The sequence below is a fragment of the Allonocardiopsis opalescens genome, assembly GCF_003002095.1.
Taxonomy (GTDB): Bacteria; Actinomycetota; Actinomycetes; order Streptosporangiales; family Streptosporangiaceae; genus Allonocardiopsis; species Allonocardiopsis opalescens.
In genome coordinates this window covers 739,728-752,388 of the sequence record NZ_PVZC01000001.1, presented here as the reverse complement: position 1 = coordinate 752,388, position 12,661 = coordinate 739,728, and the positions used below count along the sequence as shown (strand labels likewise).

The 12,661-nt window shown below is 75.5% G+C and carries 9 protein-coding genes; 1 reads left to right on the top strand and 8 read right to left on the bottom strand.

From position 1 onward, the window contains the following. Positions 1–127: 127 nt before the first annotated feature. Positions 128–520 (top strand): hypothetical protein, encoded by a 393-nt coding sequence (locus tag CLV72_RS02930; RefSeq protein WP_106238692.1) that lies wholly within the window; start codon positions 128–130, stop codon positions 518–520. A gap of 69 nt (positions 521–589) precedes the next feature. Here the strand turns inward: CLV72_RS02930 and CLV72_RS02925 are convergent, their stop codons facing one another. From CLV72_RS02925 to CLV72_RS02890, 8 genes are all read right to left on the bottom strand, one after another. Beyond that, on the bottom strand, positions 590–3,991 hold the full coding sequence (locus CLV72_RS02925) for an ATP-dependent helicase (protein ID WP_211302668.1): 3,402 nt from the start codon (positions 3,989–3,991) through the stop codon (positions 590–592). Next, on the bottom strand, positions 3,988–7,188 hold the full coding sequence (locus CLV72_RS02920; protein ID WP_106238688.1) for an ATP-dependent helicase: 3,201 nt from the start codon (positions 7,186–7,188) through the stop codon (positions 3,988–3,990). The genes CLV72_RS02925 and CLV72_RS02920 overlap by 4 nt, the downstream gene beginning before the upstream one ends. Before the next feature lie 176 nt (positions 7,189–7,364). Continuing rightward, positions 7,365–8,267, bottom strand: coding sequence for an SDR family oxidoreductase (locus CLV72_RS02915; protein ID WP_106238685.1), 903 nt, complete (start codon positions 8,265–8,267; stop codon positions 7,365–7,367). A 121-nt stretch (positions 8,268–8,388) separates the two neighbouring features. Then, positions 8,389–8,991, bottom strand: coding sequence for a TetR family transcriptional regulator (locus CLV72_RS02910; protein ID WP_170140850.1), 603 nt, complete (start codon positions 8,989–8,991; stop codon positions 8,389–8,391). Positions 8,992–9,272: 281 nt separating this feature from the next. Next, positions 9,273–9,590: an MGMT family protein gene (locus tag CLV72_RS02905; RefSeq protein WP_106238677.1), complete on the bottom strand. Its 318-nt coding sequence runs from the start codon at positions 9,588–9,590 to the stop codon at positions 9,273–9,275. Between the two features lie 118 nt (positions 9,591–9,708). After that, the gene (locus CLV72_RS02900; protein WP_106238673.1) at positions 9,709–9,960 is read right to left on the bottom strand and encodes a hypothetical protein; all 252 of its coding nucleotides are present in this window, start codon (positions 9,958–9,960) and stop codon (positions 9,709–9,711) included. 443 nt (positions 9,961–10,403) lie between these two features. Beyond that, positions 10,404–11,582 (bottom strand): adenylyltransferase/sulfurtransferase MoeZ, encoded by a 1,179-nt coding sequence (moeZ, locus tag CLV72_RS02895; protein ID WP_106238670.1) that lies wholly within the window; start codon positions 11,580–11,582, stop codon positions 10,404–10,406. Positions 11,583–11,708: 126 nt separating this feature from the next. After that, positions 11,709–12,620, bottom strand: coding sequence for an alpha/beta fold hydrolase (locus CLV72_RS02890; RefSeq protein ID WP_106238666.1), 912 nt, complete (start codon positions 12,618–12,620; stop codon positions 11,709–11,711). Positions 12,621–12,661: the final 41 nt, after the last annotated feature.

The following is a 12,661-nucleotide window of genomic DNA, read 5'->3' as shown; positions in this document are numbered from 1 at the left end:
CCCACGGGCGCCCGTCCGCGCGGTCGGGGACCTCCGGCAGCGGCCACACCGGAACCGGAGGCGCTACGCTCCGCGTTGAGCGACAACGGGAAGTACATGGCGGAACTCGGGATTGGAGCACCTTGTGATGAAACGGTGGGCGGCACCCGGCCTGGTGGTCCTGGCCCTCGCGGCCGGATGCAGCGAGGCCCAGCAGGAGCAGGCGATCGACACCGCGGTCACCACGCTGATGGCCGAACTCGGCGCGCAGGAGCTGGCCTCGGCCGGAGTCCAGCTCTCCGGCGGGCTCGACTGCGGCTCCGCCGACGACTCCGACGTCACCACCGTGCAGGTCAGCTGCACGGGTGAGACCGACAGCGGCGAGCCGGTGGAGTTCCTCGGCACCGCCGACGCGGAGATCGTCACCGGTGAGATCAACGGCGAGTTCACCGCGACCGTGGCCGGCGAGGAGGTCTACAGCAGCAACTGCCTGGGCTGCGGTGGCGAGGGCGGCGAAGGCGGTGAGGGCGAAGGCGGCTGACGGCCGTCCGCCCGCTCCCCACGGGCCGGGCCGCGGCGCCTCACCGGCGCGGCGGCCCGGCCCCGCCCGTCACTCCGCCGCCGGAAGCTCCTCCAGCAGCGCCCGCAGCGCGGCGCCGTCCAGCAGGTCGCTCGGCCTGACCGTGGTGTCGAAGCGCACATAGTGGAAGGCGGCTCCCACCCGCTCCACCGGCACCCGCGCCAGGTCGGCCCAGGCCAGCCGGTAGGCGGCCAGCTGCACCGAGACGGCGCGCCGCTCCGCTCCGGTGGCCGGCATCGGCCCCGTCTTCCAGTCGACGACGTCGAAGCGCGCCTGCCCGTCATCGCCCGTCTCGGCGAACACCGCGTCGATCCGGCCGCGCACCAGCCGGTCGCCGAGCATCGTCTCGAAGGGCACCTCCACCTCGATCGGCACCCGCGACGCCCAGGCCCCGCGCTCGAAGGCCTCCCGCAGTTCGGCGAGTTCGCCGTCGTCGGCGGCGCCGTCGTCGGCCGCCCCCGGCAGCTGGTCGGGCTCCAGCAGCTCCTGCTGGCCGAACCGGGTCTCCAGCCAGCGGTGGAAGGCCGTCCCGCGCCTGGCGTAGGGGGCCGGAGGGCGCGGCATCGGCCGGCGGATCTGCCTGGCCAGTTCCTCCGGGTCGCGCGCCAGTGTGACCAGCGAGGACACCGACAGGTGGCCGGGCAGCTCCACCAGCTGCACCCCGTCGCGGTCGCGCTGCGCCTCGCGGTGCGCGAGCAGCAGCTCCACATCGCGCTCCCAGCCGTCCAGGCGGCGGCGCATCCCGGGCGGCAGCGTGGCGCGGCCGATCCGGTCCAGCCACAGCTCGCCGGCGGTGGCGGCGCGCACCTCGCCGCCGTCCGCACCGCCCGCCGCCCCGACGTGCGGCAGCGGCCAGCCCGCCGAACGCACCAGGTCGGCCCCCTCCACCACACCGGCGTGCACCGCCCCGCCGGGTGCGGCCGGCCACGGCGCGCGCTTGGGCTCGGCCAGTCTGGGGTTCTCGGCGTCCTCCCCGGGCGGCGCCTCCCACCGCACCACCCGGCCGGCCCCGGCCAGGCACGCCGCCCGCACCTCGTCCAAGAACACCGACGGCCCCAGCCGCGCCGCGCCGTCGCCCCACCAGTAGCCCGAGCACAGCAGCCCGAAGGACGCGCGGGTCACCGCCACGTACGCCAGCCGCCGCTCCTCCCGCTGATCGCGCAGCGCACACGCCTCGGTGAATTCCGCCAGCGCGTCGGCGTCCACACCGGCCAGCACCGGGAGGTCCCCCGCGTCGCCGCGCAGCGGGAAGGGCAGTTTGCGCGGATTGTCATTCCACCGCGTCGAAGTGCGCGGCCGCGCCGGGAACACGGTGCCGCGCCGCCCCGACGACAGGCCGGGCACCACCACCAGCGGCCACTGCAGCCCTTTGGCGGCGTGCACGGTCATCAGCTTGACGCTGTCGGACTCCCCGACGCGGCCCGCCTCCAGGCCGAACTCCTGGTCCTGCGCCGCGGCCAGGTACGCCAGGAAGGCGCCGAGCGTGGGGTCCTCGGTGCTGCCGGCGAAGCGGCTGGCCGCGTCGACCAGCGCGTCCAGGTCGGCCCGCGCGCTCACCGGCTCCCGGCCCGGACGGGCGGCCACCTCGATGTCGAGGCCGAGCACCCGCTCCACCTCGTTGATCAGGTCCGGCAGCGGCTGGGCCGCCTGGCGGCGCAGCATCCGCAGCTCGGCCCCCAGCCGCAGCAGCCGGTCGTACCCCGCCTCCGAGTAGCCCTCCGCGTCGCCGGGGTCGTCGAGCGCGTCGATCAGGCTGCCGACCTCGGCCGTCATATCGGCCACGGCCTGGCGCAGCGGGTCGGGCTCGTCGACCGGCTCGGGCAGCCGGGCTCCGTCGAGGTCGCGACGGGCCTGGCGGGCCAGCTCCCTGGCCCGGTTGCCCAGCGCCACGAGGTCGCGCGGCCCGAGCCGCCAGCGCGGGCCGGTCAGCAGCCGCGCCAGCGCGTCGCCGGCCCCCGCGTCGTGCAGCATCCGCAGTGTGGCCACGATGTCGGAGACCTCCGGGACGGTCAGCAGCCCGCCCAGGCCGACGACCTCGACCGGGATGCCGCGCCGCCGCAGCGCGGCGCGGATCGGCGCGAACTGGCCCCGCTTGCGGCACAGCACCGCCACGTCCGCCGGCCGCACCCGGCGCCCCTCGTCGCGCTCGTCGGTCCAGGGCCGCCCGTCGGGCGCGATGCCGCCGGGCAGGTCCAGGGCCGCGGCGATCTGCGCCGCGATCCACTCCGCCTCGTCGTCGGCCGTCGCGAACAGCGCGCAGGCCACCGCGCCCCGGCCGCGGCGGGCCCCGCCCGGATGCAGCACCGGCACCGCGGCCGCCTCGGCGCGCAGGTCCTCGGCGAGCACCTTGGCCACGTCCAGTACCCGCTCGCCGTTGCGGAAACTGGTGGCCAGCTGCCCGACGGGCGCGGGCTCGCCGTCCGCGGCGGGGAAGTCGCCGGGAAAGCGCAGCAGGTTCCCCGCGCTGGCGCCGCGCCAGCCGTAGATGGACTGGCAGGGGTCGCCGACGGCGGTGACCGGGTGCCCGCCGCCGAACAGGGCGCGCAGCAGCACGAGCTGGGCATGGCTGGTGTCCTGGTACTCGTCGAGCAGCACCACCTGGAAGCGCTCCCGCTCGATCCTGCCCACCTCGGCGTGGCCGCGGGCGATCCGCGCGGCCAGCGCGACCCGGTCGCCGTGGTCCATCACCTCGCGCGCCGCCTTCGCCTTGGCGTAGCGCTCGATCATCGGCAGCAGCTGCTCGCGGGCCCGCTGCGCGCGCAGCAGCGCCGCGGTGGCCGCCGGGACGCGTCCGGGCAGCGCGTCGGCCTCGGCGCGCAGCCGGTCGCCGAGTTCGCGCACCTCGCCCCCGTCGCGCAGGTGCTCGGCCAGCTCGCCGCCGAGTTCGAGCACCCCCGAGGTGACCGTGGCGGGGGCCCACGGGACCGCGTCCATCGGGCCGTCGTAGTCGGCCACCACCCGGCTGGCCAGCTGCCACTCCACGGCGGGGGTGATCAGCCGCGCACTGGGCTCCACCGCCTCCCGCAGCGCGTGGTCGGCGACCAGGCGGCCCGCGTAGGCGTGGTAGGTCGACACGGTGGGCTCCCCGTCGAGCACGTCGGGCGAACCCTCCTCCCCCGACGGCGTCGGCGGCAGCACCTTCGCGGCCTTGAGCTGGTCGAGGCGGGTGCGCACCCGGTGCGCCAGCTCGGCCGCCGCCTTGCGGGTGAAGGTGAGCCCGAGGACCTGCTCGGGCCGGACCAGGCCATTGGCCACCAGCCACACCACCCGGGCGGCCATGGTCTCGCTCTTGCCCGAACCGGCGCCGGCCACGACCACGCCGGGCCGCAGCGGCGCGCCGATCACCGCCGCCTGCTCCGCGGTCGGCTCCGGCAGTCCGAGCAGGCGCGCCAGCTGGACCGGCCCGAACCGCACCGGTTCGGCACCGGTCACGGCGTCCGCCCCGCCGGGCCGCCCTGGCCCTCGCCCTCCGGCGGCGCCTCCCCGACGTGCGCGCCCTCGTCGTGCGCCGGGCAGCACGAGCGCACCGGGCAGGTGCGGCAGCCGTCGCCGCGGCGGGCCTCGAAGACGGAGCCGGACATGCCGTCGGCCACCGTCTCCACCAGGCGCAGCGGCCAGTGCGGCTCGGCGTCGTCGGTCACGGCCGGCTGGCGCTGCACCCGGGCCCGGGCCCGGAAGCCGGCGTCGCCGACCTGGACCAGCTCGGCGCCGCCCGCCTCCGTCAGGCCGTGGCGCTCGAACGCGGCGAGCATGGTGGCCAGCTGGTAGGCGCCCAGCTGCGGATGGCGGCTCAGCTCGGCCTCGCCGGGCCGCGCCGAACCGGTCTTGATGTCCACCACGATGCCCCGTCCGGAGTCGTCGGTCTCCAGCCGGTCCACCCGGCCGGTGATCCGGATCCGGCCGACCCGGATGTCGAAGGGCTCCTCCACGGCGGTCAGCTTGCGCGGGTTCTCGCGGTGCCAGTCCAGGAACCGGCGGACCATCGTCTCGGCGCGGTCGCGCTGGCGCGCGTTGTACCAGCGGCTGCCGAAGTCCAGCTGCGACCAGATCTCGTCCAGGCGGCGGCCGAGCGCCGCCTCGTCGGCGCCCTCGGCGGCCAGCACTGCCAGGGCGTGCACCACCGAGCCGAGGTGCTGCACGCTCTCGGCGGCCCGCGCCCCGACGGCCGCCTCCAGCAGCCAGCGCAGCCCGCAGCTGGTGAACTGCTCGACCTGCGAGGGCGACACGGTGATGGACTCGTCCGGTGCCACCACCGGGCTCGGGTCCGACAGCGGGGTCAGCGCGTACCACTCGCCGGGATCCGCCCCGCGGACCCCCGCCCGCGCCAGGCGGGCCAGGTGCGCCGCGGCGGCCCGGCGCAGCGCGAGGTCCCGCCCGGTATCGGCGACCACCGACCGCAGATCCCCCACCAGGGCGGGCAGCGCCAGCCAGCGCCGTCCCGTGGAGACCGGCTCCGGTTCGCCCAGGCCCAGCTCGGTCAGGAAGCGCGAGGGCCGCTCCTCGGTGTCCTCTCCGCCGACGGCGGTCACCACCAGTTCGTGCCTGGCCCGGGTGACCGCCACGTAGAACAGCCGCCGCTCCTCATCGAGCAGCCGCGAGACGAGCGCCGCGCCGGTGCCGTCGAACCGGCCCGCCGCCGCGTCGACCAGCCGCTCCACCCCGAGCAGCGAGCCCCGCAGCCGCAGGTCGGGCCAGACGCCCTCCTGGACGCCGGCCACGATCACCAGGTCCCACTCCAGGCCCTTGGAGCGGTGCGCAGTGAGCAGCCGCACCGCGTCCCCGGCCGGCGCCTGCTCGGCGAGCGTGTCGGCCGGGATCTCCTGGGCCTCGATATCGTCTAGGAAGCCCTCAGGGCTCCCCGGCGGCAGCCGGTCGACGTAGCGGGCGGCCGTCTCGAACAGCGCCACCACCGCGTCGAGGTCGCGGTCGGCCGCCGCGCCGCGCGCCCCGCCGGACTGGCTGCGCGCCAGCAGCTCATCGGCCAGCCCCGAGGCGCTCCACAGCTCCCAGAGCACCTCTTCGGCACTGCGCCCCTGGGCGGCGCGCTCGCCGACCAGGGCGAGCAGGCCGCCGACCCTGCGGGCGGGCGCGCCGACCCGGTCGGCCACCAGGGTCAGCTCCTCCGGGCGGCGCAGCGCCGCCACCAGCAGCGCCGAGGTGGGACGGCGTCCGCCCTCGGCCCGGTCCAGCTCGCGCAGCGCACGGCCGAGCCGGCGCAGCCCCACCGCGTCGGCGCCGCCGAGCGGGCTGGTCAGCAGTTCCTCGGCGCGCGCACCGTCCAGCAGCCCGGGACGCAGGCCGTACCGCATCAGGTTCAGCAGCGGCCTGACCACGGGCTCGGCGCCCAGCGGCAGCTCGTCGCCGGAGACCGTCACCGGCACGCCGGCCGCGAGCAGCGCCCGGCGCAGCACCGGCACCTGCCGCACGGCCGAGCGCACCACCACCGCCATCCGCGACCACGGGCGCCCGTCCACGAGGTGGGCCCGCCGCAGCGTGTCGGCGATCAGCGCCGCCTCCTGGGTGGCGCTCTCGGCACGCAGCACCCGCGCGCTTCCCGGATCGGCCCCGGGCGGCGCGTCGAGCTCGCGGTGCTGGTTCACCCGGCTGCCGTCGGGGCTCGGCGCCGCGGGCAGCCGCTGCGCCACCGAGCGCGACGCGGCCAGCAGTTGCGGCCCGAAGCGGCGGCAGGTGCGCAGCGCGACCACCGGGGCGGGGTTCCCGTCGGCGGTGCGGAAGCGGTCGGGGAACTCCAGGATGCCCCGCACGTCGGCGCCGCGGAAGCCGTAGATCGACTGGTCGGGGTCGCCGACCGCGACCAGGTCGCCGCCGTCTCCGGCCAGGGCCCGCAGCAGCTCTTCCTGGGCCGGGTCGGTGTCCTGGTACTCGTCGACGAACACGGCGTCGTGCTCGGCCCGCACCCGCAGCCGGACCTGCGGATCGGCCAGCAGATTGACCGCGACCCGCACGAGTTCGGCGTAGTCGAAGGCGGGCACCGGCGCGATGTCGAAGCGGTCGCCGGCCCGCCGCAGGAAGCGGCCGACCGCCACCCAGTCGGGGCGGCCCAGCCGCGCGCCGAGGGCCGACACGTCCTCGGGCCCCAGGCCGCGCTCGGTGGCACGGGCCCCGAAGTCGCGCAGCTCCTCCGCGAAACCGCGCGTCTCCATGGCCGGACGCAGTGCCGGCGGCCAGTCCGCCGCACCGTCCTGGACCTCGCCCCGCAGCAGTTCGCGGATCTCCATCAGCTGCTCGGGGCCGGACAGCAGGCGCGGCGGCGCGTCGTCCAGGGCGAGGAGTTCGCGCCGGACCAGCGCGTAGGCGTAGGAGTGGAAGGTCAGCGCGAGCGGCTGCCGGGTGGTGCGGCGCAGCCGCGCGGTGATCCGCTCACGCAGCTCGTGCGCGGCCTTGCGGCTGAAGGTGAGCACCAGCACCCGCTCGGGCGGCAGGCCGCGCCGCTCGATCCGGTCGACCACCGCCTCCACGATCGTGGTGGTCTTTCCCGTGCCCGGTCCGGCCAGCAGCAGCAGCGGCCCGCCGGGGTGCGCGACCACCCGCCGCTGCTGTTCGTCCAGCCGCGGCGGCGCCGGGGGTGGTGCGGCGCGGCGCACGAGTCGGTAGGCGGGCCTGCTCACTTATGGCATTCCACCAGATCGTCGGGGTGGCCTGGCCGGGTCGGAACGGCGAGATGGCACACGCCCGACGGCGGCACCGTACCGACTCGCGGCAGCGGGGACTCGTCAGGATACGCCCGACTCCCGGCCGCCCGCCCCACCGGTGGCGCGGGCCGGCACCCGCTCCCGGACCTGGATCAGCGGTAGCCGGTGTCGTCCGCCTCCCGGCCGCCCAGCACCACCTCCTCGAAGTAGCGGCCCCAGTCGGGACGGGTGCCGTCGGAGTCGGTGAAGCCGTACTCGCGGGCCAGCCCCCACGAGGACAGCGCCTGCCCCGACCAGCGCGCCCGGTCGGGGTCGGCGGCCAGCGCGGCCGCGGCCCGGCCGACGAAGGCAGGGGTCTCCGAGGCGCGAAAGTGCGGGTCCGCGGCCTTCCGCCAGGTGTCGGCGGTGACGCCGAAGTGGTCGAGCATCGCCTCGGAGCGCAGGAAGCCGGGTGTGAGCGCCACGGCCGAACCGCCGTGCGGACGCAGCTCGGCCGCCTGCGCCGCGGCCATCCGGATCACCGAACTCTTGGCGAGGTCGTAGTAGAAGGAGCCCCGGTACCCGCCGGTGTCGGTGCCGTCGGTGACCTCGATCACCAGACCGCCAGGGCGGCGGACCAGCAGCGGCAGCGCATGGGCGCTGGTGATGATGTGGCTGTCGACGGCCAGCCGCAGCAGCCGCAGGCCGTCCGCCAGGGAGTGCTCCCACAGCGGCACGCCCCATGCCGTCAGCGGATCGCCGCCCCAGACGTCGTTGACGAGCACGTCGAGCCGTCCGTGCTCGCGGTCGATCCGCTCGACCAGGGCGCCGACGGCCCCGGGCTCGAGGTGGTCGACGGCCACCGCGACGCCCCGCCCACCCGCCTCGCCCACCAGTTCGGCCGTCTCCTCGATGGTCTCGGGACGGTTCATCTCCGAGCGCCGCGACCGGGTGGTGCGGCCGGTGCAGTAGACGGTGGCGCCGGCCGCGCCCAACTCGACCGCGATCCCGCGCCCGGCTCCCCGGGTGGCCCCGGCCACCAGCGCGACCCGGCCGTACAGCGGCTGCTCCTTCATCGGTTCTCCCCCGTCGGTGTGATCTCCCTCGCCTGAATAAATAATGACTGCTCATTATCTAATCGTCAAATCGATCTTCCGCCCCTCCGCCCCCGGGCGGGGGCACCGGCGGAACCGGGTGCTACCCGGGCGGCGTCCGGTAGGGCGCGAGCACGGTTTCCAGCCGCCGGCGCACGGTCTCGGCCACCCGCCCCTCGCGCGCGACGGCCCAGGAGATCTGCGCGCCGTGCCGCACCGTGTCCAGCAGCTCCGCCAGCTCCAGGACCTCGTCCTCACCGCCGAGCCGCAGCCGCCCCTGCTCCGCCGCCTCGCGCAGGAACTCCGCCAGCTGCTCGCGCACCCGCTCCCCCTGGCGGGCCAGCAGCTCGCGGAACTCGTCGTCGGCGAGTTCCAGGCCCAGCCAGCCCAGGTGGTTGGCGAACTCCTGCGGCGACCGGTCGGCGTCGACGGACAGGACGACGGCGCGGACGATCCCCTCGACCGGGTCGGGCGCGGTCGCGAAGGCCGCGCGCGCCTCCAGCGGCGACCAGACCGACGCCGAGCGCGCGTGCGCCAGCAGCAGCTCCCGCTTGCTGCCGAAGCGCTGCACCAGCGCGCCGGTGGTCACCCCGGCGTCCCTGGCGATCTCGGCGAGGGTCAGCCGGGCGACCCCGACCCGGCCCACGGCGCTCGCCACCGCCGCCAGCAGGCGCTCGTCGCTGATCGTGCGCGGTCGTCCGGCCATCCGCCCTCCCCGTGTCGCCCACCATTGAAGACCATGCCGGCGGATCCGACACCCGCACATCGCTCAGACGCATCCCGGCAAGGCAGAGAATGCCCATAAGGCAGAATTCGCAACACAGCCAAGAAATTGCGCCCAGATAATCCCAATTGCCCGATTCGCGACAATATCGCGGCGATCCGGAGCACACGGCCGGGACGAATTCGCCCGAACACCGAGGAGGTCCGGCGGACAATTCCCCGCGCCCCTCCGGCCACCGCTACAGCGCCGGCGCCGCCGCGGACTCAGCCGCGGGCCCCCTCCTCCACGCCGTCCCAGCGCGCCCCGCGCATATCGACGCGGACGCCGCCGGGGCGCAGCGGAGTGCCCTCGGCGCGGTACGCGCGCACCGCTCGCACCTCGTGGCCGGGCGGCGGCGAGCCGTCGGCGCGGATCACCCGCCACCACGGCACCGCCCCGCCCCACAGGGCCATCACCCGGCCCACCTGGCGGGGCCCGCCCGCACCGAGGTACTCGGCCACGTCACCGTAGGACATGACCCTGCCGGGCGGGATGCGTTCGACCAGGTCGAGCACCCGCTCGGCGAATTCGTCCGGCTCCATGGACCAGCAGCCTAGGGCGTTGCGGCGACGCCGACGAGCCGCCGCGGCCGCGCCGGGCATGCGTCGAGGGCCGGCCCCGTACGGTCGGGAACCGGCCCTCGCAGCGCGATGGGCGCCGTTACTCGGTGGGCTCGGCGCTCGGCACGCCGGCGTCCGGGGCCTCGGTGCCCACCCCGGGGGCCTCGGTGCCCACGCCGCCGTCCATGCCCGTCTCGGTGCCGCCGGCCGGGGCGCTCTCGGACGCGCCCTCGGACGGGTCGCCGGCCCCGGCACCGCCGTCGCAGGCGGCCAGCGGCAGTGCGACGAACGCGGCGACAGCGCCGGCCGCGGCCAGCCGCTTGATGGCGGCGATGTTCAGCTCGATGCTCACGTGATACTCCATCCCTCGTCAACCGTGCTTGACTTCGCACTGTCGCGGCCGACGGGAACCGGCCGACCGGCGTGGATCCGGGGGCCTGTTGGCGCGCGGCCCTCCGGGCACGCGGTGGCCGGCGGGTACTCGACGGGACCGCGGCGATGCTGCGAAGGACGCTAACGAGCGCGGTAATACGCTGGGTGAATTGCCGGTGACCGACGCGAATTGACCGCGCGAACCGGAATTCACCGGAGACGCCGACCACAATTCGACCGTTCCTTGAACTGTGAACGGCGCGCCACGTCCCCGCGAACGGGCCGCGAAAATCGCAATGCCGGACCGTTTCCCGCCGCGCGCTCCGGCCGTTCCGGCCGGCGCGTCCGCCTCGGCCCGCCGCAAGCGCGAGGCCGCCGCACCCGTGCGGGTGCGGCGGCCTCGGAGGGCACCAGAGGTGCCGGTCAGTACGCGGGCAGGCTCGGGTCCACCTGCTTGATCCAGCCCAGCACGCCGCCGCCGACGTGGACCGCGTCGGCGAAGCCGGCGCCCTTGAGCACCGCCAGCGCCTCCGCGGAGCGGCCGCCGGACTTGCAGTGCAGCACGACCTGGCGGTCCTGCGGCAGCTTGGACAGCGCCTCGCCGTTCAGGAACTCGCCCTTGGGGATGAGCACCGAGCCAGGGATCCGGACGATCTCGTACTCGTTGGGCTCGCGGACGTCCACCAGCACGAAGTCGTCGCCCCGGTCGATCTTCTCCTTGAGCTCCAGCGGGGTGATGGTCGAGCCGAGGGCGGCCGCCTGCGCCTCGTCGGACACGGTGCCGCAGAACGCCTCGTAGTCGATCAGCTCGGTGATCGTCGGGTTCTTGCCGCACAGCGGGCACTCGGGGTCCTTGCGGACCTTCACCGAGCGGTAGGACATCTCCAGGGCGTCGTAGATCATCAGCCGGCCGACCAGCGGCTCGCCGAAGCCCGCCAGCAGCTTGATCGCCTCGTTCACCTGGATGGACCCGATGGACGCGCACAGCACGCCCAGCACGCCGCCCTCGGCGCACGACGGCACCATGCCGGGCGGCGGCGGCTCGGGGTACAGGCAGCGGTAGCAGGGGCCGTGCTCGGCCCAGAACACCGACGCCTGGCCGTCGAAGCGGTAGATCGAGCCCCACACGTAGGGCTTGCCGAGCAGCACGGCCGCGTCGTTGACCAGGTAGCGGGTGGCGAAGTTGTCGGTGCCGTCGACGATGAGGTCGTAGGGCTCGAAGATCTCGAAGGCGTTGCCGGAGTCCAGCCGCTCGGTGTGCAGGACCACCTCGACGTTCGGGTTCGTCTCCCGGATGGAGTCGCGCGCCGACTCCGCCTTGGGCCGGTCGATGTCGCTCTGGCCGTGGATGATCTGGCGCTGGAGGTTGGACTCGTCGACCACGTCGAAGTCGATGATGCCGAGGGTGCCGACTCCGGCCGCGGCGAGGTAGAGCAGGGCCGGGGAGCCGAGGCCGCCCGCGCCGACCACCAGCACCTTGGCGTTCTTGAGACGTTTCTGCCCGTCCATCCCGACGTCGGGGATGATCAGATGCCGGGAGTAGCGGCGGACCTCGTCGACGGTCAGCTCGGCGGCTGGTTCCACCAGCGGCGGCAGCGACACGTGAGACTCCTCGGAAGCTCGTAACGCCAGGCGTTGGGGGCGAGGGAGCGGGGACGGCTCCCCCCTGCTCCTCAGCACAACCTACTCGGCGGCCCGACGCATTCCCAGCCCCGCTCCGGGCAGGGCTCAGCGGCGCGGACCAGGCGCGACGTCGTCGAGCAGCGCCCGCACCTCGCGCGCCACGGCCGCCGGGTGCTCCATCATCGGCAGGTGCCCGGAGTCGGAGAGCACGACGGTGCGGCTGTCGCGGAAGGCCTGGCCCGCGCGGAGCGCCATCCGCGCGTCCACCAGCTTGTCGTGCCGCCCGTACACGAGCAGCACCGGGCACTCCACCAGCCCGGCCTGCCGCCACAGCGCCCGCGGGCCCGAGCGCACGTACTCCTGCACGAGTCCGCGCAGCGAGCCCAGCTCGGCCCGGCTGACGTGGGCCAGTCCGGCCCGCCTGCGGTACTCCTCGACCGTCGCGGTCATCCGCGGCGGCGGGACCCGGCCGGGATCGTGGTAGCACATGTCCAGCATCGTGCGCACCTGCGCCTCGGGCGGCCGCCGCAGCAGCCAGGCGTGGCCGACGGGCCCGAGCACCGGCAGCAGCCCGCTGAGCAGCTGGTAGGGGTGCGGGCGCGGCCGCAGATCGGGCAGCGCGGGGGTGACGAGGGTCAGCGAGCGGACCAGCTCGGGGCGCTGCGCGGCCACCCGGGTGGCGACGGCGCCGCCCATCGAGTTGCCGAACAGGTGCACCGGCCCCCGGCCGAGCGCCTCGACCAGGCCGGCGACGACGTCGGCGTGGGCGTCGATGGAGTAGTCGTCGTCGGGCGGCGGCGGGGACTCCCCGAAGCCGGGCAGGTCGGGGGCGGCACCGGCCAGCACATCGCCCAGCTCCGCCATCAGGTCGGTCCAGTTGGTGGCCGAGCCGCCGAGACCGTGCACGAAGACGGCGGGCTCGCGGCCGGCCGAGGGCTCGGGGCCGCGCCGGACGAACAGTTCGCGCCCGTCGACCTCGACGGCGGCGCCCGGCCACCACGGCGCGAGTTCGGCCACGACTCCCCTTCCTCGTCTGCGGGCGGTGGCGGTGCGGACCG

What these genes read in the sequence shown, in the direction of transcription:
- CLV72_RS02905 (WP_106238677.1), bottom strand. Translation starts at nt 9,590, where the DNA reads ATGGAGCCGGACGAATTCGCCGAGCGGGTGCTCGACCTGGTCGAACGC.
- CLV72_RS02910 (WP_170140850.1), bottom strand. Translation starts at nt 8,991, where the DNA reads ATGGCCGGACGACCGCGCACGATCAGCGACGAGCGCCTGCTGGCGGCG.
- CLV72_RS02930 (WP_106238692.1), top strand. Translation starts at nt 128, where the DNA reads ATGAAACGGTGGGCGGCACCCGGCCTGGTGGTCCTGGCCCTCGCGGCC.
- CLV72_RS02915 (WP_106238685.1), bottom strand. Translation starts at nt 8,267, where the DNA reads ATGAAGGAGCAGCCGCTGTACGGCCGGGTCGCGCTGGTGGCCGGGGCC.